Source organism: Anoxybacteroides rupiense, from assembly GCF_014196195.1.
Lineage (GTDB): Bacteria > Bacillota > Bacilli > Bacillales > Anoxybacillaceae > Anoxybacteroides > Anoxybacteroides rupiense.
Genome location: NZ_JACIDF010000001.1, coordinates 528,929 through 548,678, shown reverse-complemented (window position 1 = coordinate 548,678; position 19,750 = coordinate 528,929). Strand labels below are relative to the sequence as shown.

Annotated in this window: 22 protein-coding genes; all 22 read left to right on the top strand. The window is 42.2% G+C overall.

The features are described from left to right. The first annotated feature begins 175 nt into the window (after window positions 1-175). The 22 genes from GGQ95_RS02550 (at window position 176) to GGQ95_RS02445 (ending at window position 19,615) form a co-directional block, all read left to right on the top strand. Window positions 176-1,648 carry a UDP-N-acetylmuramoyl-L-alanyl-D-glutamate--2,6-diaminopimelate ligase gene (locus GGQ95_RS02550; protein ID WP_159719578.1) on the top strand — a complete coding sequence of 491 codons (1,473 nt, stop codon included), beginning with the start codon at window positions 176-178 and terminating at the stop codon, window positions 1,646-1,648. Continuing rightward, window positions 1,642-2,106, top strand: coding sequence for a hypothetical protein (locus GGQ95_RS02545; protein ID WP_066147135.1), 465 nt, complete (start codon window positions 1,642-1,644; stop codon window positions 2,104-2,106). The genes GGQ95_RS02550 and GGQ95_RS02545 overlap by 7 nt, the downstream gene beginning before the upstream one ends. Then, entirely contained in the window at window positions 2,100-3,074 is a 975-nt protein-coding gene (gene mraY, locus GGQ95_RS02540) for a phospho-N-acetylmuramoyl-pentapeptide-transferase (RefSeq protein WP_066147137.1), read from the top strand. The genes GGQ95_RS02545 and mraY overlap by 7 nt, the downstream gene beginning before the upstream one ends. Next, entirely contained in the window at window positions 3,075-4,430 is a 1,356-nt protein-coding gene (gene murD / locus GGQ95_RS02535) for a UDP-N-acetylmuramoyl-L-alanine--D-glutamate ligase (protein ID WP_066147139.1), read from the top strand. Window positions 4,431-4,468: 38 nt separating this feature from the next. Then, window positions 4,469-5,569 carry a stage V sporulation protein E gene (gene spoVE / locus GGQ95_RS02530; RefSeq protein ID WP_066147141.1) on the top strand — a complete coding sequence of 367 codons (1,101 nt, stop codon included), beginning with the start codon at window positions 4,469-4,471 and terminating at the stop codon, window positions 5,567-5,569. Window positions 5,570-5,715: 146 nt separating this feature from the next. Continuing rightward, the gene (gene murB / locus GGQ95_RS02525; RefSeq protein WP_066147143.1) at window positions 5,716-6,627 is read left to right on the top strand and encodes a UDP-N-acetylmuramate dehydrogenase; all 912 of its coding nucleotides are present in this window, start codon (window positions 5,716-5,718) and stop codon (window positions 6,625-6,627) included. Between the two features lie 77 nt (window positions 6,628-6,704). Next, window positions 6,705-7,544, top strand: a complete 840-nt coding sequence (locus GGQ95_RS02520) for a cell division protein FtsQ/DivIB (RefSeq protein WP_066147145.1) — start codon at window positions 6,705-6,707, stop codon at window positions 7,542-7,544. Further along, window positions 7,525-8,232 carry a DUF881 domain-containing protein gene (locus GGQ95_RS02515; protein WP_066147709.1) on the top strand — a complete coding sequence of 236 codons (708 nt, stop codon included), beginning with the start codon at window positions 7,525-7,527 and terminating at the stop codon, window positions 8,230-8,232. Before GGQ95_RS02520 ends, GGQ95_RS02515 begins: the two co-directional genes overlap by 20 nt. Window positions 8,233-8,256: 24 nt before the next feature. Further along, window positions 8,257-8,976: a DUF881 domain-containing protein gene (locus GGQ95_RS02510; protein ID WP_044746588.1), complete on the top strand. Its 720-nt coding sequence runs from the start codon at window positions 8,257-8,259 to the stop codon at window positions 8,974-8,976. 1 nt (window position 8,977) lies between these two features. Then, a complete protein-coding gene (locus tag GGQ95_RS02505; protein WP_066147147.1) occupies window positions 8,978-9,331 on the top strand; it encodes a small basic family protein in 354 nt (117 codons plus the stop codon). Window positions 9,332-9,445: 114 nt separating this feature from the next. Beyond that, complete coding sequence (ftsA, locus tag GGQ95_RS02500) at window positions 9,446-10,723, top strand: cell division protein FtsA (RefSeq protein ID WP_044746586.1); 1,278 nt, start codon at window positions 9,446-9,448, stop codon at window positions 10,721-10,723. A 26-nt stretch (window positions 10,724-10,749) separates the two neighbouring features. Further along, window positions 10,750-11,886 (top strand): cell division protein FtsZ, encoded by a 1,137-nt coding sequence (ftsZ, locus tag GGQ95_RS02495; protein WP_044746585.1) that lies wholly within the window; start codon window positions 10,750-10,752, stop codon window positions 11,884-11,886. A 377-nt stretch (window positions 11,887-12,263) separates the two neighbouring features. Continuing rightward, window positions 12,264-13,190: a sigma-E processing peptidase SpoIIGA gene (gene spoIIGA, locus GGQ95_RS02490; protein ID WP_066147149.1), complete on the top strand. Its 927-nt coding sequence runs from the start codon at window positions 12,264-12,266 to the stop codon at window positions 13,188-13,190. A 52-nt stretch (window positions 13,191-13,242) separates the two neighbouring features. Further along, window positions 13,243-13,962, top strand: a complete 720-nt coding sequence (gene sigE / locus GGQ95_RS02485) for an RNA polymerase sporulation sigma factor SigE (protein WP_044746583.1) — start codon at window positions 13,243-13,245, stop codon at window positions 13,960-13,962. A 103-nt stretch (window positions 13,963-14,065) separates the two neighbouring features. Continuing rightward, window positions 14,066-14,845, top strand: a complete 780-nt coding sequence (sigG, locus tag GGQ95_RS02480; protein ID WP_044746582.1) for an RNA polymerase sporulation sigma factor SigG — start codon at window positions 14,066-14,068, stop codon at window positions 14,843-14,845. A 583-nt stretch (window positions 14,846-15,428) separates the two neighbouring features. Beyond that, complete coding sequence (locus GGQ95_RS02475) at window positions 15,429-15,671, top strand: YlmC/YmxH family sporulation protein (protein WP_044746581.1); 243 nt, start codon at window positions 15,429-15,431, stop codon at window positions 15,669-15,671. Between the two features lie 77 nt (window positions 15,672-15,748). Beyond that, entirely contained in the window at window positions 15,749-16,561 is an 813-nt protein-coding gene (gene pgeF / locus GGQ95_RS02470) for a peptidoglycan editing factor PgeF (RefSeq protein WP_066147151.1), read from the top strand. Window positions 16,562-16,564: 3 nt separating this feature from the next. Continuing rightward, the gene (locus tag GGQ95_RS02465) at window positions 16,565-17,245 is read left to right on the top strand and encodes a YggS family pyridoxal phosphate-dependent enzyme (RefSeq protein ID WP_066147153.1); all 681 of its coding nucleotides are present in this window, start codon (window positions 16,565-16,567) and stop codon (window positions 17,243-17,245) included. 14 nt (window positions 17,246-17,259) lie between these two features. Continuing rightward, a complete protein-coding gene (locus tag GGQ95_RS02460) occupies window positions 17,260-17,691 on the top strand; it encodes a cell division protein SepF (RefSeq protein WP_044746578.1) in 432 nt (143 codons plus the stop codon). Window positions 17,692-17,694: 3 nt separating this feature from the next. Then, window positions 17,695-17,964: a YggT family protein gene (locus tag GGQ95_RS02455; protein WP_044746577.1), complete on the top strand. Its 270-nt coding sequence runs from the start codon at window positions 17,695-17,697 to the stop codon at window positions 17,962-17,964. A 47-nt stretch (window positions 17,965-18,011) separates the two neighbouring features. Continuing rightward, a complete protein-coding gene (locus tag GGQ95_RS02450) occupies window positions 18,012-18,785 on the top strand; it encodes a YlmH family RNA-binding protein (RefSeq protein ID WP_066147714.1) in 774 nt (257 codons plus the stop codon). A gap of 317 nt (window positions 18,786-19,102) precedes the next feature. Continuing rightward, window positions 19,103-19,615, top strand: coding sequence for a DivIVA domain-containing protein (locus GGQ95_RS02445; RefSeq protein ID WP_139788078.1), 513 nt, complete (start codon window positions 19,103-19,105; stop codon window positions 19,613-19,615). Window positions 19,616-19,750: the final 135 nt, after the last annotated feature.

Below are 19,750 nucleotides of genomic sequence, written 5' to 3'. Positions count from 1 at the left end.
ATTCTTTGATCCGTACGTAATGACGATTTTGCCTGCCATTGATTAACTGGATATCAGCATGATGATGGCATACAGGACAAGGGAGGGACATCGGTGCTCCCTTCTTTTCCGTTTTTTGGCCAAATCGACTGACAATTCTCTTTATGAGGGAATTTAAACGAGAGGAATGAACAAGATGGAACTGCGAACATTGCTTTCTTATTTGCATCATTTAGGTACATATGTCGGCGAAAATCCGACTGTAACATCGATTGAGATGGATTCCCGAAAGGTAACAAAAGGTGCTCTGTTTATTTGTATTAAAGGATTTACGGTTGATGGTCACGATTTTGCCCAGCAAGCTGTAGAAAACGGGGCAGTGGCGATTATAGCAGAGCGTGAAGTTGATGTTTCCGTACCTGTGATTCTTGTCCGCGACAGCAAACGAGCGTTAGCAGTGCTGGCAGATGCTTTTTATGGTCAACCGACGCATAAGCTACATCTGATCGGAGTGACAGGCACAAATGGAAAAACGACGACGACTCACCTTATCGATTATGTGTTTCGAAAGGCGAGAAAGAAAACAGGTTTGATTGGAACCATGCATATAAAAATTGGCGATAAAACTTATGATGTGAAAAACACGACTCCTGACGCTCTTGTATTACAAAGAACGTTTAAGCAAATGGTGGAGGAAGAGATTGATACGGCGATCATGGAAGTGTCTTCGCATGCGTTGCATATGGGGCGTGTTCACGGATGCGATTATGATATCGCGGTGTTTACAAATTTAACACAGGATCATTTAGATTACCATCGTACAATGGAAGAATATCGCTTGGCAAAAGGTTTGTTATTTGCTCAACTCGGCAATCGTTTTGATCATCAACGGCCGAAATTTGCGATTCTTAACCAAGATGATCCGTCGTCTGAATACTATAAACATATGACAGCCGCTACGGTTATTACGTATGGGATTGATCAAGACAGCGATATTCTGGCGAAGCAGATTGAAATGTCGCCAAACGGAATGAAATTTGATTTAGTGACACCAGATGAAACGGTGCGAATTTGCACGAAGCTGATCGGCCGTTTTAATGTGTATAATATATTAGCCGCTGCTTCTGCCTGCCTTGCTTCGGGACTCTCGTTGTCTACGATTGCTGAGGCGCTAGAAGAAATATCAGGCGTTTCGGGGCGTTTTGAAACAGTGAATGAAGGGCAAGATTTTACTGTTATTGTTGATTATGCACATACTCCAGACAGCTTAGAAAATGTGTTAAAAACCATTCGGCAATTCGCTAAACGGAATATTTATGTGGTTGTCGGCTGCGGCGGGGATCGAGATCGTGCCAAGCGTCCGTTAATGGCTCAAATTGCCGTAAAATATGCGGATACAGCGATTTTTACATCTGATAATCCCCGTTCCGAGCGACCGGAAGATATTTTACATGACATGGAAAAAGGAGTTGCGGGCAAGCGATATATCTCAATCGCAGATCGCAAAGCAGCGATTCGTTATGCAGTAGAACACGCACAAAAGGATGATGTCATTTTAATTGCTGGAAAGGGCCATGAGACCTATCAGATCATTGGAAATCAAGTGCTGCACTTTGATGACCGCATCGTTGCCCGCGAAGCCATTAAGGAGCGAAATGGAGAATGCTAACTTATCAAATGGTCAAGCAATTATTTCCTTTAACAAGAGGGATTGTCGACAATGCGCTTGAATTTCGCACCGTTTTTACGAATCCTTATTGCAAGGCAGAAAAAGGACTATTTGTTCCGCTAGCAGGAACAGAATGGGAGCTAAAAGTGGCTATTGAGCAAGGGGCGATTGCTTCTCTTTGGAAAAATGGCGGAACATTGCCGTCTTACATTCCAAATCAGTTTCCAATTTTTTTCGTCCCTTCTGAGCTGAAGGCGTTAGCTTCCATATTAGAAATGTATTTGCCGTTAAAAAAAGCGGACAATAAAGAAACGCAATTTTTATTGACCATTGACGCTCCGCAGCATCATATTGAACAAAATCATTCATATGATATAGCGGTAATAAATGAATTACAGCAACTGAAACAAAAATGGTTCGGTGCTCAAGAGAAAGAAGGATGTGAGCCGTCATGTTAGAACAAGTGATGATATTTTCAATTGTAACAGCTTTTTTCATTACGGTGCTGCTATCTCCTTTTTTTATTCCGTTTTTACGAAGATTAAAGTTTGGGCAGAGCATACGTGAAGAAGGACCAAAAACGCACCACAAAAAATCTGGCACGCCGACGATGGGCGGAATGATGATTTTGCTCTCGATTGTGATTACAACGTTTTTCATGACGAAAAAATTTTCCCATATCACGATCGAGACCTATTTGCTTTTATTTGTTACCATAGGATATGGACTGCTTGGCTTTATTGATGACTTTATTAAAGTTGTCATGAAGCGGAATCTGGGGTTAACAAGCAAGCAAAAATTAACAGGGCAGCTCCTGATCGCCTTTGTGTTTTATATGGTTTATCACCAGCAAAATTTTTCCACAGCGCTACATATTCCAGGAACCCATCTATCATTTGATTTAGGATGGGGATATATCGTATTTCTTGTTTTTATGCTTGTGGCTGGCTCAAATGCCGTCAATTTAACGGATGGGCTCGACGGTTTGTTGTCGGGAACGGCAGCGATTGCCTTTGGCGCCTATGCTGTTCTTGCATGGAACCAGCAACAATATGATGTAGCTATTTTTAGCGTTGCTGTCGTTGGGGCTGTTCTTGGATTTCTTGTGTTTAATGCCCATCCAGCTAAAGTGTTTATGGGCGATACCGGCTCTCTTGCGTTAGGAGGAGCGATTGCCACTGTTGCGATATTAACGAAATTAGAGCTATTGCTTGCGATTATCGGCGGCGTGTTTGTGATTGAAACATTATCAGTGATTATTCAAGTTATTTCATTTAAAACAACAGGAAAACGAGTATTTCGCATGAGTCCGTTGCATCACCATTACGAGCTCATTGGATGGTCTGAGTGGCGCGTTGTTGTCACATTCTGGGCGATTGGCTTATTGTTAGCAATACTCGGAATCTATATCGAGGTGTGGATGTAATTGAAACAAGTAACGATGTATCAGGGGAAACGAGTGTTAGTGATTGGTTTGGCGAAAAGCGGTCTCGCAGCGGCTATGCTGCTTCATGAGCTTGGAGCAAGCGTGACCGTTAATGATCAAAAGCCGCTGGATGAAAACGAAACAGCAAAGCAGTTACATGAGAAGGGAATTCGTGTGATTTGCGGAGGGCATCCGCTTGGTCTCCTTGATGAACCATTTGATTTGGTGGTGAAAAATCCTGGAATTCCATATACCAATCCAATGGTAGCCAAAGCACTTGAGAAAGGACTGCCGATCATAACAGAAGTCGAGCTTGCCTATGCCATTTGTGAAGCTCCGTTTATCGGCATTACGGGCTCGAATGGCAAAACGACCACCACTACACTGATTTACGAAATGCTAAAAGAAGCTTGCAAAAAACCGTTGATTGCGGGTAATATCGGAATGGTGGCGTGTGAAGTAGCCAAAACGGCTCATGAAGACAATTGGGTTGTCACTGAGCTGTCTTCATTCCAACTGATGGGGATTGAAGCGTTTCGTCCCCGCATTGCTGTGCTTCTTAACATTTTTGATGCGCATTTGGATTATCATGGAACGAAGGAAGCATACGCACAAGCGAAAGGAAATTTGCTAAAAAATCAAACAGAAAGCGATTATGCTGTCGTGAATGCAGATGACGAATGGGTCATGAAGCTCGCTGAGGCATCGAGCGCAACGAAAATATTTTTTTCCACTACCAAACCATTAAATAGCGGCGCTTATGTGAAAGATCAGGCAGTCTACTGGAACAGCGAAAAAGTGATCGCCCTATCAGATATTGTGTTGCCTGGCAAACATAATCTAGAAAATATATTAGCGGCTGTAGCAGCAGCGAAGCTAGTAGGCGCAGATAACGCGGCCATTGCCCGCGTACTAACAACCTTTACTGGAGTGAAACACCGCCTCCAATACGTAGGCACTGTGAACGGTAGAAAATTTTTTAATGACTCCAAAGCAACCAATATATTGGCAACGCAAAAAGCGTTATCTGCTTTTAGTGATCAGCGAGTCATTCTTCTTGCGGGAGGATTGGATCGCGGCAATGAATTCGATGACTTGATCCCTTATCTTAAACAGGTTCAAGCCGTTATTTTATTTGGACAAACGGCACAAAAGTTAGAGCGGGTAGCGAAACAGGCAGGAATAGAAACGGTTTATCATGTCGATAATGTGGAAAAAGCTGTACCTGTTGCTTATGAGATATCGAAGCCTGGCGATATTATTTTGTTGTCACCAGCATGTGCAAGCTGGGATCAATATAAAACTTTTGAACAAAGAGGAGACATTTTTATAAGCGCAGTGCATAAGCTTGAATAGAAAGGACATACCGTTCATAAAAGCTGAGGTGTTGGGCAGTGTCTCAAAAAAAGTCTGCGCCTGATTTTTTACTTCTATTGCTGACGTTTCTGCTGCTAGCAATCGGGCTAATCATGGTTTATAGTGCCAGCGCTGTATGGGCAGAATATAAGTTTCACGATTCTTTTTTCTTTGCTAAGCGCCAGCTGTTATTTGCTTGTGTAGGAATTGCAGCGATGTTTTTTATTATGAATGTCGATTATTGGGTCTGGCGCGACTGGTCAAAAGTTTTGCTGATTATATGTTTTGTGCTGCTTGTGCTTGTGCTGATTCCAGGAGTTGGAGTAGTGCGCAATGGCTCGCGCAGCTGGATTGGTGTAGGGGCATTTTCCATTCAGCCATCTGAATTTATGAAACTGGCGATGGCAGCCTTCTTGGCCAAGTATTTGTCCGAAAATCAAAAAAAGATTACATTATTTAAAAAAGGATTACTCCCTGCTTTAGCCCTTGTCTTTTCAGCATTTGGCATGATTATGTTGCAGCCCGATTTAGGAACAGGAACGGTGATGGTGGGTACTTGTATTACGATGATTTTCGTTGCTGGAGCTCGCATCAGCCATTTTGTCGGCCTTGGAATGATAGGCTTGGCTGGCTTTGCTGGTCTTGTTTTATCGGCTCCTTATCGAATCAAACGAATCACCTCCTTTTTAAATCCTTGGGAAGATCCGCTTGGCAGCGGCTTTCAAATGATTCAGTCGCTCTATGCGATTGGGCCGGGTGGACTGCTAGGGTTAGGACTAGGACAAAGCAGGCAAAAGTTTTTTTACTTACCTGAACCGCAAACCGATTTTATTTTTGCGATTTTGGCGGAGGAACTGGGATTTATTGGCGGTTCACTCGTGCTGTTATTGTTTAGCTTGCTCCTTTGGAGAGGAGTGCGCATCGCTTTTGGAGCTCCTGATTTATATGGAACATTTTTAGCGATCGGAATTATTTCGATGATCGCAATTCAAGTGATGATTAATATCGGGGTAGTAACAGGACTGATGCCAGTAACGGGAATTACCTTGCCATTTTTAAGCTACGGCGGCTCGTCGCTGACTTTGATGCTGATGGCGATTGGAGTTTTGTTGAATATCAGTAAACATGCCCGATATTAATGAACGAGAAAAGGGGAGGTTCTCTAAGCTAATTTCTTAGGGAGGCGGCCCCTCTCGTTTTGTTTGTGGACAGTAGTGGACAGGAAAAAAGATCATGATGATCCATCATCAGGACAACAAGAAATACAGGAAAGGGGAGGAAATCCGTGGAACAGCTCATCAAAGAATTCACTCAAGCGAATATTGGAAAAGTGAGAGAAAAGGAGCCGCTTGCCCGCCACACAACGATTCGAATCGGCGGACCAGCTGATGTGTTTGTAGAGCCAGACAGCATCGAAAGCCTAAAAAAAGTAATGGAAATTATTCGAAAGCATCATGTAAATTGGCGAGTGATTGGACGTGGCTCTAACTTGCTTGTAGCGGATGAAGGGATTGAAGGTGTTGTCATTAAATTAGGAGACGGGATTGCTGAGCTGACCATTCATGAAGAGGAAGTAACCGTTGGTGGAGGATATTCTTTAATTAAATTGGCAACGACCGTCAGCAGGCAAGGGTTATCAGGCTTAGAGTTTGCTGGGGGAATTCCTGGTTCAGTCGGCGGTGCTGTTTATATGAATGCGGGGGCGCACGGCTCGGATATGTCGCATATTTTGCAAAAGGCACAGGTTTTGTTTCCTGATGGAACGATTGAATGGTTAAGTAAAGAAGAAATGGAGTTCTCTTATCGAACCTCCGTTTTGCAAAAGAAGCGCCCTGGAATTTGTATTGCAGCGGTATTAGAATTGAAAAAGGGAGAAAGGGAAAGCATTGTAGCGAAAATGCAAAAAAATAAAGACTACCGCCGCGAGACGCAACCGTGGGATTATCCGTGTGCTGGAAGCGTTTTTCGGAATCCTCTCCCACATTATGCGGGCCAGTTGATTGAAAAAGCGGGATTAAAAGGATATGCGATCGGTGGCGCCAAAATTTCTGAGCAGCATGGAAACTTTATTGTAAATGCCGGGAACGCGAAAGCTCAAGACGTATTGGATTTGATTGCTCATGTGAAAAAGACGATTCAGCAGCTATACGGCATCGAAATGAAGACAGAAGTGGAGATTATTGGTCGTAAGTCCTAGAAAATTAGATCACCTTATTTTCCAATATTGTGCTATAATAAAAACAGATTTGCTTCAAAAACTAACGGCATAGACAAATGCCGTTTGTTTTATTGTTTTGTAAGTGTCAGAAAGCGGTGAGCAAATTGGAAAAAGGTAAAGTCGTCGTTCTCGAAGAACGTGTTCCTAAACTAAAGAAGCGGCGCAGGCAAAAAGTCAATCGCCGATTAACCATTTACATTGTCTTCTTTTTTATGCTTATTTTATGTATTGTTTATTTTCAATCACCCTTAAGCTATGTCAAGCATATTGAAATAAAAGGAAATCAACATATTTCAAGTGAAAAAATTATTCAACTGAGCGGTTTAGCGAATGGGACAAGCTTTTGGAAAGTAAAAGAAGAAAAAATTAAACAGGCGATTGAAGAGCATCCGGAAATCAAACAAGTAGAAATGCAAAAAAAATTCCCCAATACAATTGTACTTTACATAAAAGAACGCAGACGGGTTGCTTACATTGAACATAAACAGACGTTCTTTCCCCTTCTTGAGAACGGTCAAATTTTAATGAAAAATGCTCCAAAAACGGTATTAAGCGATGCCCCAATTTTAGTGGATTGGAAAAGAGGAGAAGATATTCAAGACATGGCAGGTCAGCTAGCCAAACTGCCTCCATACATATTAAGCGCTATTTCTGAAATCCACTATGCGCCGAGCGATGAAGATCGCTATCACATTACCGTTTATATGAATGACGGATTCGAGGTAAGTGCGAGTGTCAAAAATTTTGCGGAAAAAATGCTTCTTTATCCTGAGATTGTTAAGAAGCTTGATCCGAATGTAAAAGGTGTAATTCATTTAGAGGTCAGCAACTACTTTAAAGCTTATGATCAACCAAAAAAGGAGGATGACGATGACAATGAAAGTAGTGCGCGGTAATTATGTCATCCTTTCCTTGGTCTGTCTTGTTTTAGGGTTTATGCTTTCCTTTTCCTACGAATATACAAAAAGTCGTGTTGAAAAACGGACGATCACTGATAAGCAATGGAATAAGGAATATGAATACAGACAATTGCTGATTCAATCGCAAAAAGAAAACCAAAAGCTGAAAGCAGAACTGATGAGCAAGCAGGAAAAAGTGCGGAAAATGGAGGCTTCACTTGCCGATAAAAAAAAGGCATATAGCGATTTAGCAACAGAAGCAGAACAATTGCGGATGTACATCGGAAAAGTGAAGGTCAGAGGAGCTGGGGTTGAAGTCACGCTTTCAGATGCTTCTTATATTCCAAGCGAACAAAGCGCGACCAACTACATCGTTCATGAGCAACATGTATTAAAAGTAGTGCATGAACTGCTCATCTCTGGGGCAGAGGCGATTGCCATCAACGGGCAACGGATTTCACACCGCTCCTATATTGTTTGCAACGGTCCTGTTATTGAAGTAGATGGGACACAGCATTCAGCTCCCTTTACCATTTCTGCGATTGGCGACTCCAACGTGCTTGCCTCAGCGCTTACTATTGCCGGAGGTGTGAAGGATCAATTAACAGGGGACCATGTTGTTGTTGATATTCAGCAAAAGGATGATATCACACTAGATCCGATTTTTCATACAAACCGTGAGTAAAAATAGAAAGTTTGGTGAAGCGCGTTGGTACGAAAAAAGCTGGTTCATTTTACAGTGATTATGGCGATTATCGGGTTTATGCTTGCGATTCAGGTGCAAACAACTAAGCAACCTGCTGTGCGCGATACGCGGGATATTTGGCAGCTGCGTCAAGATTTAAAAAAGGAGCAGCAGCTGGAGCAACAGCTTTTACTAGAAATTCGCCGCAATGATGAAAAAATTCAAAATTACCTGCAAAATCCCGCCGGAAACCAAGCAGCTACGCTTCAAGAAACGGTGGAGGAACTGAGGAAAGAGGCGGGATTGACGGAGACGACGGGGCCAGGAGTCGTTTTGACAATCGAACCGTTTTATCCGGAAGATTATGTGGGGCCTATTACATACACGATTTCTCCAGAGCTGTTAAAGAGGTTGATCAATGAGTTGAATATGTACGGCGCCAAGGAGATTGCTGTTGCTGATGAACGTCTTGCCAATACAACGGCAATTCGTGAAGTAAACGGTGTAACGAAGATTGGAAAGAAATCCATTTCTTCATTGCCAATACAGGTGAAGGTTATTTCCGATGATGTGACGACGCTATACAATCATCTAAAAGTATCCACCATTTATGATGATTTTGTTACAGAAAATTTGCAAATTACTGTTTCAGAGCCGATGCCAGCAGTCTCTATTCCTAAATATAACGGACAATGGCGCGTTCGCTATATGCAAACAGTAAAAGCCGAAAAGGAGGAAAAATAGCATGTGGCTTCCGGTCATCGGCTTCATTATTGGGATTGTGTTAGGATTTTCAACCGATTGGCGCATTCCTGCTGAATACGCAAATTATTTATCGATTGCCATTCTCGCAGCCTTTGATACACTCATTGGCGGCATTCGCGCTCATTTGCAAAATGTATATGATGAAAATGTTTTTTTTACAGGTTTCTTTTTTAATATTATTTTAGCCGCAAGTTTAGCTTTTCTCGGTGTTTATCTTGGTGTAGACTTGTATTTAGCAGCTGTGTTTGCTTTTGGGGTTCGATTGTTTCAAAACATCGCTGTCATTCGCCGGATTTGGCTCGCAAAATGGATGGAAAAACGAGAAAAATCCTAAAAAGTTCATTTTAATGAAAGGGAATGCTTCTTGATATGTTGAATATATGAAACAAAACTTGTTGCCAGCTGTTCAATTCGTCGATATGTTAGTTGTTAAAGGAGGTGCCAAAGAATGAACAGCAATGAAATCGTTGTTAGTCTTGACATCGGTACATCCAGTGTTAAGGTTATTATTGGAGAAATGCTAAATGAATCATTGAATATCATTGGCGTTGGAAATGTGAAATCTGAAGGGCTCAAAAAAGGTTCCATTGTTGATATAGATGAAACCGTACATTCAATTAAGCGGGCAATTGATCAAGCAGAACGAATGATTGGGTTAACAATCAACAGGGTCGTTGTCGGGGTCAACGGCAACCATGTGCAGCTGCAAGATTGTCATGGCATTGTCGCTGTTTCCAGTGAAAACCGGGAAATTACGGATGAAGATGTAGCTCGTGTCATTGACTCTGCCCAAGTTGTCTCGATTCCTCCAGATCGAGAAATCATCGGTGTCATCCCGAAGCAGTTTATAGTCGATGGTCTTGATGGGATTAGCGATCCTCGTGGGATGATCGGGGTGCGTCTTGAAATGGAAGGAACGATGATTACGGGAGCCAAAACAGTATTACATAACCTGCTTCGTTGTGTGGAGAGAGCAGGCTTGGAAATAAGTGATATTTGTTTGCAGCCGTTGGCGGCTGGTTCGCTTGCCTTATCAAAGGATGAGAAAAATTTGGGTGTCGCTTTAGTAGACATCGGTGGCGGCTCCACAACCGTCGCTATTTTTGAGCAAGGGTTTTTACGGGCAACCGCTGTTCTTCCTGTTGGAGGCGACCATATTACAAAAGATATTTCGATCGGTCTTAGAACTTCGACAGAAGATGCCGAAAAAATTAAGCTTAAACATGGACATGCTTTTTATGATCTCGCCTCAGAAGAAGAGATTTTCAGTGTCCCAATCATCGGCACGGATCAGCATCAGCAGTTTACTCAGCTTGATGTTGCTGATATTATTGAAGCGAGGCTTGAAGAAATTTTTCAGCTTATATTCCAAGAAACTCGTAAGCTAGGCTTTCGTGATTTGCCAGGCGGCTATGTTTTGACAGGTGGAGTCGCCAACATGCCGGGAATTTTAGAACTGGCCCAGGACATGCTGGGGAATAGTGTACGCATCGCGATTCCTGATTATATCGGCGTGCGCGATCCGCAGTATACAACGGGAGTAGGATTGATTAAATTTGCTTATCGGCATGCCAAGCTGCAGGGACGAGGAGTTCCGGTGGCTGCAACGGTGGAAACGCCAGAAAAACGGCTTCCTAAACAACAGCCTTCTAAAGCAAAACAAAAAAGTAAAGATGAAAATTTAGGACAAAAAATGAAAAAATTTTTCGGTTATTTCTTTGAGTAGAGATCGAATTATTAGGAGGATTTGTCATGTTGGAGTTTGATACTACTGTTGATCAGTTAGCAACTATTAAGGTCATCGGTGTTGGCGGCGGCGGAAACAACGCTGTAAATCGGATGATTGAACATGGCGTACAAGGTGTGGAGTTTATCGCAGTCAACACCGATGCACAAGCGCTCAATTTATCGAAAGCTCCTACTAAGCTGCAAATCGGTGCAAAACTGACGCGCGGATTAGGTGCGGGGGCAAACCCAGAAGTGGGAAAAAAAGCAGCAGAGGAAAGCAAAGAACAAATTGAAGAAGCTCTAAAAGGAGCCGATATGGTATTTGTGACCGCAGGAATGGGGGGCGGTACAGGAACAGGGGCTGCCCCAGTCATCGCCCAAATTGCTAAGGAGCTAGGAGCGTTGACAGTTGGCGTTGTTACACGTCCTTTCACATTTGAAGGAAGAAAGCGGGCTATGCAAGCTGCTAATGGAATTGCAGCCATGAAGGAAGCAGTCGATACCCTTATCGTGATTCCAAATGACCGCCTGCTTGAAATCGTGGATAAGAATACGCCGATGCTTGAAGCGTTCCGTGAAGCAGACAACGTACTCCGGCAAGGGGTGCAAGGCATTTCCGACTTAATTGCCGTTCCTGGTTTAATTAACCTTGACTTTGCCGATGTTAAAACCATTATGTCCAATAAAGGTTCAGCCTTGATGGGAATCGGTATCGCTAGCGGTGAAAATCGTGCGGCTGAAGCCGCCAAAAAAGCGATCTCAAGTCCGCTTCTTGAAACGTCGATTGACGGAGCGCAAGGAGTGCTTATGAATATTACTGGCGGCACGAACTTAAGTCTATATGAAGTGCAAGAAGCAGCGGATATTGTGGCTTCGGCTTCCGATCAGGAAGTAAACATGATCTTCGGTTCTGTTATTAATGAAAACTTAAAGGATGAAATTGTCGTGACGGTCATTGCCACTGGGTTCAATGAAAGCGAAACACCATCATCTTCTCGTCCGGTTCGCGCTGGTTTTGGCACCGCTCCAAAAGCGACAACGACCGTTAAGCGTGAAAAACGTGAAGAGCCCGTGCAAGACTATGGTTCGCTTCGCTCTTCACAGGTGGAAGATCCGCTTGATATCCCTGCTTTTCTGCGCAATCGCAACCGTCGCCGCTAAAAATGCAAAAGGGTAGGAACGTTCTTTTTCATTCTTGCCCATTCAATTGAAGCAAAAAGAAAATAAGCCAAAATGTAGCTTCACAAAAGAGCATGAACACTGTTTCATGCTCTTTTTGCTTTTCTGTGAACATATGAATATGACTTGGGCATTAGGTGGAAGATCTTAATTTTTTATGACAAAGTAAATAAGGCTTAGACAGGTGTTCATGCCTATATGAAGTTTAATCCTACGGCACTTTCTCGATCTGCTATTCGTTTTCCTTTGACAAAAAATTCACTTTTTCACCATCATAAATTGACAGACTTTCCAGTAAGATGTACTATATACTATTTTCAGATTGATTGTCGTGTTCCTTGTAAAAGGAGGCTAGCTGATTGACCGTTTATTTAGATGTTATTTGGTTATTAAATTTTTGCTTTGACGGATTGCTGCTCTGGTTAACAGCGATTATCCTGAAAAGAAATGCCGTATGGTGGAGGATAGTTGCAGGAGCTTTCATCGGCTCACTTCTTGTGATTTTGATGTTTACACCGCTTTCTTCATATGTACAAACACCGCTTGGCAAGTTATTGTTCTCATTGATCATCGTTTGGATATCATTTGGCTTTAAACGGTTTCGATATTTTTTCGAGAATTTATTTACGTTTTACTTCGCTACTTTTATGGTTGGGGGAGGGATGATTGCTGTTCACTATTTTCTGCAGCATGAGATCCAAGTGACCACAGGGATGCTCTCCACCTACTCGCTTGGAACGGGAGATCCTGTTAGCTGGTTATTTGTATTGGTTGGCTTTCCGCTTTTATGGTTGTTTTCCCATTTGAGGATTGCCGGAATTCGTGAGAAAAAAATACGTTTTGATAGCATTGTGGATGTTGTGCTTATCTTTGATGATGTTTCACTTTCACTGAAGGGGCTTATTGATAGTGGAAATCAATTGTATGATCCCATCACAAAAACGCCTGTGATGATTACCTGTATCCATGAAATGAAAGATGTATTGCCGCCGCTTATCCTTGAGCAATTTAAACGACAAGACGATTTTCAATGGTTAAATGATCCCATGTTTGAAAAATGGTCCAATCGCTTGCGAATCATTCCTTATCGTGTAATTGGAAAAGAGCAGAGATTTTTATTAGCTATTAAGCCAGATGAAATCATGATTCGCTATGAAGCACAATGGATTCGAGTGTCGAAGGGACTGGTTGGTTTAAATGAAGCAAGCTTATCGACGGACGGGGAATATCAATGCATTGTGCATCCGAAAATGATTCAAGCGGGCAAACGGTTAACCGCTTCATAGGGTTGTTACTATATCATACGCATCTTTATCTAAATTAGAAGGGGGATTTTTTATGAAACGATGGAAACTTCGAATTCTGCATTTATGGTATAAGTTGCTGATCAAACTCGGAATCAAGACCGATGAAATTTATTATATTGGAGGAAGTGAAGCGCTACCGCCACCACTCACGAAAGAAGAGGAAGAGGAATTGCTGCAAAAGCTTTCCTTAGGGGATGAAACGGCTCGATCGCTGCTGATTGAAAGAAATCTGCGCTTAGTCGTTTATATTGCGCGAAAATTTGAAAATACAGGAATCAATATTGAAGATTTAATTAGCATTGGGACTATTGGACTCATTAAAGCGGTCAATACATTTAATCCTGAAAAAAAGATTAAGTTAGCCACTTATGCTTCGCGATGCATTGAAAATGAAATCCTCATGTATTTGCGACGCAATAATAAGGTGAGATCAGAGGTATCGTTTGACGAGCCGCTAAACATTGATTGGGATGGAAACGAGCTGTTATTGTCTGACGTACTTGGAACAGAAGAAGATGTGATTACAAAAGATTTAGAAGCAGATGTGGATCGCCATCTTTTATTAAATGCACTCCGTCAGTTAAGTGATCGTGAAAAACAAATTATGGAGCTTCGCTTTGGTCTTTCTGGCGGAGAAGAAAAAACACAAAAAGATGTAGCCGATTTACTTGGCATCTCACAGTCTTACATATCACGTCTCGAAAAGCGAATTATTAAGCGATTGCGCAAGGAATTCAATAAGATGATGTAAAAAATTGCACATGTCCCATTTTTCCTTAATGGGACATGTGCATATTTTTTCTTCCTAAGGAGATACTGAACAATGACAGCATCTCCTGATAGGAGGGAAAGACTTGACAAGAAACAAAGTAGAAATTTGTGGTGTAGATACATCAAAGCTTCCGGTACTAAAAAACGAGGAAATGAGAGAACTGTTTAAAAAGATGCATGAAGGGGACTTAGAGGCAAGAGAGAAGCTTGTGAATGGCAATTTGCGTCTTGTCCTCAGCGTTATTCAGCGTTTTAATAACCGTGGAGAGTTTGTGGACGATTTGTTTCAAGTCGGTTGCATCGGTCTTATGAAATCGATTGATAATTTTGATTTAAGTCAAAATGTGAGATTTTCAACGTATGCGGTTCCGATGATTATTGGGGAAATTCGTCGCTATTTACGCGACAATAATCCGATTCGCGTATCTCGTTCGTTGCGCGACATTGCGTATAAAGCGCTTCAAGTGCGTGAAAAATTAATAGGGGAGACGCTAAAGGAACCGACAGCTGAGGAAATCGCCAATGTCCTTGGGGTTTCTCATGAAGAGGTTGTATTTGCTTTAGATGCGATTCAAGATCCTGTTTCCTTATTTGAACCGATTTATAATGATGGGGGCGACCCTATCTATGTCATGGATCAACTAAGCGATGAAAAAAATCGCGACAGCCAATGGATTGAGGAAATTGCATTAAAAGAAGGGCTGCGCCGTTTAAATGAACGGGAAAAAATGATTATTCGCAAACGGTTTTTCCAAGGAAAAACGCAAATGGAAGTGGCCGAAGAGATCGGTATTTCACAAGCACAAGTATCGAGATTGGAAAAAGCTGCGATTCGTCAAATGAATAAAAATATTCAAGTATAAGGGCTGTTCATTTTAGAACAGCTCTTTTTTTCGGAAAGCTAGGAGCCATCATATCATATATATTAGTGTATGATGTGGCTTCATCATTTATATGGATGGGGAGTTCATGTGAGGGCATGGATTTATACGTTCGTACGGCAAAGACAAAATATTATATTTACTCCCGACCTGCGAAACATTGCCCATTCTCTTTTCTTGATTGAACAGTTCCAATCTTTCAATTACTCGTGGCAGATTCCGTTATTGTCCTTACGGTGCATAAATGCGAACGGATGTGTAAAAGCCAGTCGCCCGATTGTTCGTGAAATCCGATGATCACTTGCTCAAGCTGTTGAGACATCTATTTTTGCATCATGATTCACTGGTTACATGGGGGTTAAGTTGTATTTATATATGATGAAGTTTGTTTTTTCAGGGTTCGTCTTTTTGATGTTAGGAAGTTTGTGGAAAAACCACAAGGAATTTTCGCTGATGGGCAGGAGCAGCATGACCGTTTTTTCACGATCAAAAATATGGATGGTTCGGATCAGCCTGTTTTTACCGAGGTGGCAATCTATAGAGATGATGAAAGCGGGGGACTCATATGATCAAAATTTCTGAGTTTCAAACAAAAGATGTTGTGAATGTCGCAAACGGAAAAAAGTTAGGGAATATCGGTGATATTGATATCAACTTACAGACAGGACAAATTAATGCATTGATTATTTTGGGATCAGGCAAAGTGCTCGGGTTATTCGGCCGCGAGGCGGAAACAGTCATTCCGTGGCAAAATATTGTGAAGATTGGAGCCGACGTTATTTTAGTCCGTTTAAACGAAAGTGAATAAATAAGGTTATCATCTATAAGCAAACTATGATAAAATAGGAAAAAAAGTGATAAAAATCTACAAAGAGGATGACACTCATGCCAGAAATTTTTCATCAAGATGGCGAAGAATTGCTGATGTTGACAGAATGGCAGAACGTGCTGGCGGGTTTTACGACCAAACAAGGAGGATTCAGCCAGCAGCCGTTTACGACCTTCAATCTTGGTTTGCATGTCGGAGATGTTCAGCCTGCTGTTGTACGCAATCGACAAAAGCTGTCAGAGCTTTTGCAAATTCCGCTAGCAAGATGGATATGCTGCGAGCAAACGCATGACTCACATATTGCCAAAATAACAAAGCAGGATGCCGGAAAAGGAGCAGTGGATATGGAAACAGCGCTTGCTCAGACGGACGGGTTGTATACGAACGAAGCGGAGTTATTATTGGCTCTCTGCTTTGCTGACTGTGTTCCACTTTATTTTGCCGCACCGAACTATGGGCTGGTCGGCGTTGCCCATGCGGGATGGAAAGGAACCGTAAAAAATATCGCCGGCAAAATGGTTCGTCTTTGGTGCGAGCGTGAGCATATTCCGCTTCAGGAAATCATGGTAGCGATTGGACCAGCCATCGGTTCCTGCTGTTACATTGTAGATGACCGCGTGTTGAATGCTGCACAAAATGCATTAGGGGAAAAAAGAGATCTTCCTTATCGAGAAGTCAGTCTAGGACAATATGCTCTTGATTTAAAAGAGCTAAATCGGCTATTGCTTATAAAAGAGGGAGTACTTGCTTCCAATATTCAAGTGTCCGATTATTGCACAAGCTGTGCCGAGGATTTATTTTTTTCCCATCGACGTGACAATGGACAAACTGGAAGAATGATGGCATTTATCGTCAGGAAGGAGGAATAGTGCATGGAATCTGTTCGCAACAACGCAGCCATAATCCGCGCTAACATTGAAACAGCATGCAAACGAGTGAATCGTGATCCTGCCTCCATCCGAATCATCGCGGTAACAAAGTATGTGAGCATTGAACGAGCGAAAGAAGCGCTGACAGCTGGCATAACCGATTTAGGAGAAAACCGTGATGATGGTCTGCTGCAAAAGTATGAAGCCATTGGGCAAAAAGCGACTTGGCATTTTATTGGAACATTGCAATCTCGCAAAGTAAAAGCTATTATCGATAAAGTAGACTATATTCATTCACTGGATCGCCTTTCTCTTGCCCGTGAAATTGAGAAGCGGGCCCTTCAGCCGGTCAGATGCTTTGTGCAGGTGAATGTTTCGGGAGAAGCAACAAAGCATGGGCTGTCTAAGGACGAAGTGCTTCCGTTTATCGAACAATTGCGCAGCTTTTCGAACATCGAGGTTGTTGGATTGATGACAATGGCTCCGTACACGGATGATGAGCCGTTTTTGCGTCAATGCTTTCGGCAATTGAAGCTGTTGCAACAGCGTGTACAAGCATTGGGGATTCCAAACGCTCCGTGCACAGAACTGTCAATGGGAATGTCCAATGATTACATGATTGCAATTGAAGAAGGAGCGACATTTATTCGTTTGGGAACATCGCTTGTTGGAAAGGAACAATAAGGAGGTGCTGAGAGATGGGTTTACTAAAGAAATTTAAAGACTATTTTTTAGAAGAAGATTATGAGGAATATGAAGAAGAATATGAGGAAGAGGAGGAGCTAAATCCTCAACCTGCCGGGAAAGGAACGGCGAAGCAAAATATCGTCAGCCTACAAAGCGTGCAAAAATCATCCAAGGTTGTGTTGATTGAACCAAGAGCTTATGCTGAGGCGCAGGAAATTGCTGATCATTTAAAAAACCGTCGCGCTGTTGTGGTTAATTTGCAGCGAATTCAGCATGACCAAGCGAAGCGAATTGTTGATTTTTTAAGTGGTACCGTTTATGCGATCGGCGGAGACATTCAGCAGGTGGGAACGAGAATTTTTTTATGCACCCCTGACAATGTAGATGTAACCGGCTCAATCTCTGCTGTTTCTGAAGATGAAACATCGATGAAAAGGTGGTAGTTTATGTATAGCTTGCTTTGGTTTTTAACAACGCTCATCGATATCTATTCGTACGCATTAATTGTGTACATTTTAATGTCGTGGTTTCCAAATGCTCGCGATACAAAGATCGGCCGGCTTTTAGCGACGATTTGCGAGCCATATTTAGAACCGTTTCGCCGCATTATTCCACCTATTGGAATGATTGATATCTCGCCTATTGCTGCGTTTTTAGTGTTAAATTTTGCAACGAGAGGCTTGCATGCTCTGTTTAATATGCTACATTTAGTGTAGGGAATCCATCATAAGGGTTCCCTTCTTTATGAGAAGGTGTCAGGATGATGAATTTATATCAGCATTTCCGCAAAGAAGAGCATCATTTTATCGATCAAGTGCTGGAATGGAAAGAGTTTGTCAAAAATCACTATTGTCCAAAGCTAACCGATTTTCTTGATCCGCGCGAACAAGAAATCGTTCGGATGGTGATTGGAAGCGATGAAGATGTGAAGCTGTCTTTTTTTGGAGGAGCGCCATTTACTGAAAGAAAAAGAGGCCTTTTATATCCCCCATACTTTCAGCCGGGGGAGGAGGATTTTGCGCTTACTCTATTTTCTATAGGCTATCCGAGCAAGTTTGTATCGCTGGAGCATCGGCAAGTGCTTGGATCCCTGATGTCTCTTGGATTAAAGCGAGGGAAATTCGGCGATATTTTAATGAAAAACGGCGATCTTCAATTTATTGCCGCATCGGAAATCGCTGACTATGTTCTCCTTCATTTGCATATGATCGGGGGCACGAAAATTTCTCTTAAGGAAAAACCATTCACCCAAATCATTGCTTTAGAAGAACAGTGGAAGGAAGCATCTATAACGGCTTCATCGCTGCGGCTCGATGCTGTATTAGCGCAGGCCTTTGGTGTATCCAGACAAAAAATTCAATCGCTCATTGAAAACGGTCTTGTAAAGGTGAATTGGAAAACAGTGGATCAAGCGCATTGGGAATGCAGGGAAGGCGATGTTTTGTCTGCCCGTGGATTCGGACGTCTTAAAATGATTGCAATCGATGGAAAAACAAAAAAAGAACGATGGCGCATTCAAGTGGGAATGCAAAAATAATGAAGCAATTGCAGGAAATCGCCGAAATGTGTCGAAAATGAAATATAACCTGTGGTGCTAGTTGGACATTACATGCAACGATGATCGATATCACTCGATCGCTCAACATTTGTTCCTGTGTGAGCAGGCGATGATCCGCTTTCGACGGTCGGCGCGATCACGCCAAGCGCAACCGAGGCAAGGAACCACCTTGCCTTCTGGTCGTGAGATTTAATAGGTACCGTTCGTTCATCTAGTATACATCACATCATAAGTGAATCGATTTGATCTAGCACTGCGAGTAAATATAAGGAATTATGCAGACGGAGGTGGCATTCGTGCCTTTAACGCCATTAGATATTCATAATAAAGAATTCAGCAAAGGATTCCGCGGGTATGATGAAAACGAAGTAAACGAGTTTTTAGATCAAGTCATTAAAGACTATGAAATGATTATTCGCGAAAAAAAACAGCTCGAGGAAAAGGTATCTGAATTAACGGAAAAGCTTAATTACTTTACAAATATTGAAGAAACGCTTAATAAATCTATTTTGATTGCCCAGGAAACGGCGGAAGAAGTGAAGCGAAATGCGCAAAAAGAGGCTAAGCTTATCATCAAAGAAGCCGAAAAAAACGCTGATCGCATCATTAGCGAAGCGCTTGCAAAATCGCGGAAGATTGCACAGGAGATCGAAGAGCTTAAACGTCAATCCAAAGTGTTCCGTACGCGCTTTCGCATGCTCGTGGAAGCCCAGCTTGAAATGTTGAACAACGGAGATTGGGACCATTTAATGGAGTATGAGGTCAAGGAAATTGAAGTGGAAGAACATGAAAAATTGAGCCAATCTTGACGGATTTTGTCCTTTTCGCATATAATCAAAATAACTATTGACCATGTGTATCTATAAAGAGGATCAAATGTGCTTTTTAACGGATTTCCGAAAGAAGTCTCCCTCCTCAAGGAACGTGAAGGACATAGCCCCTTG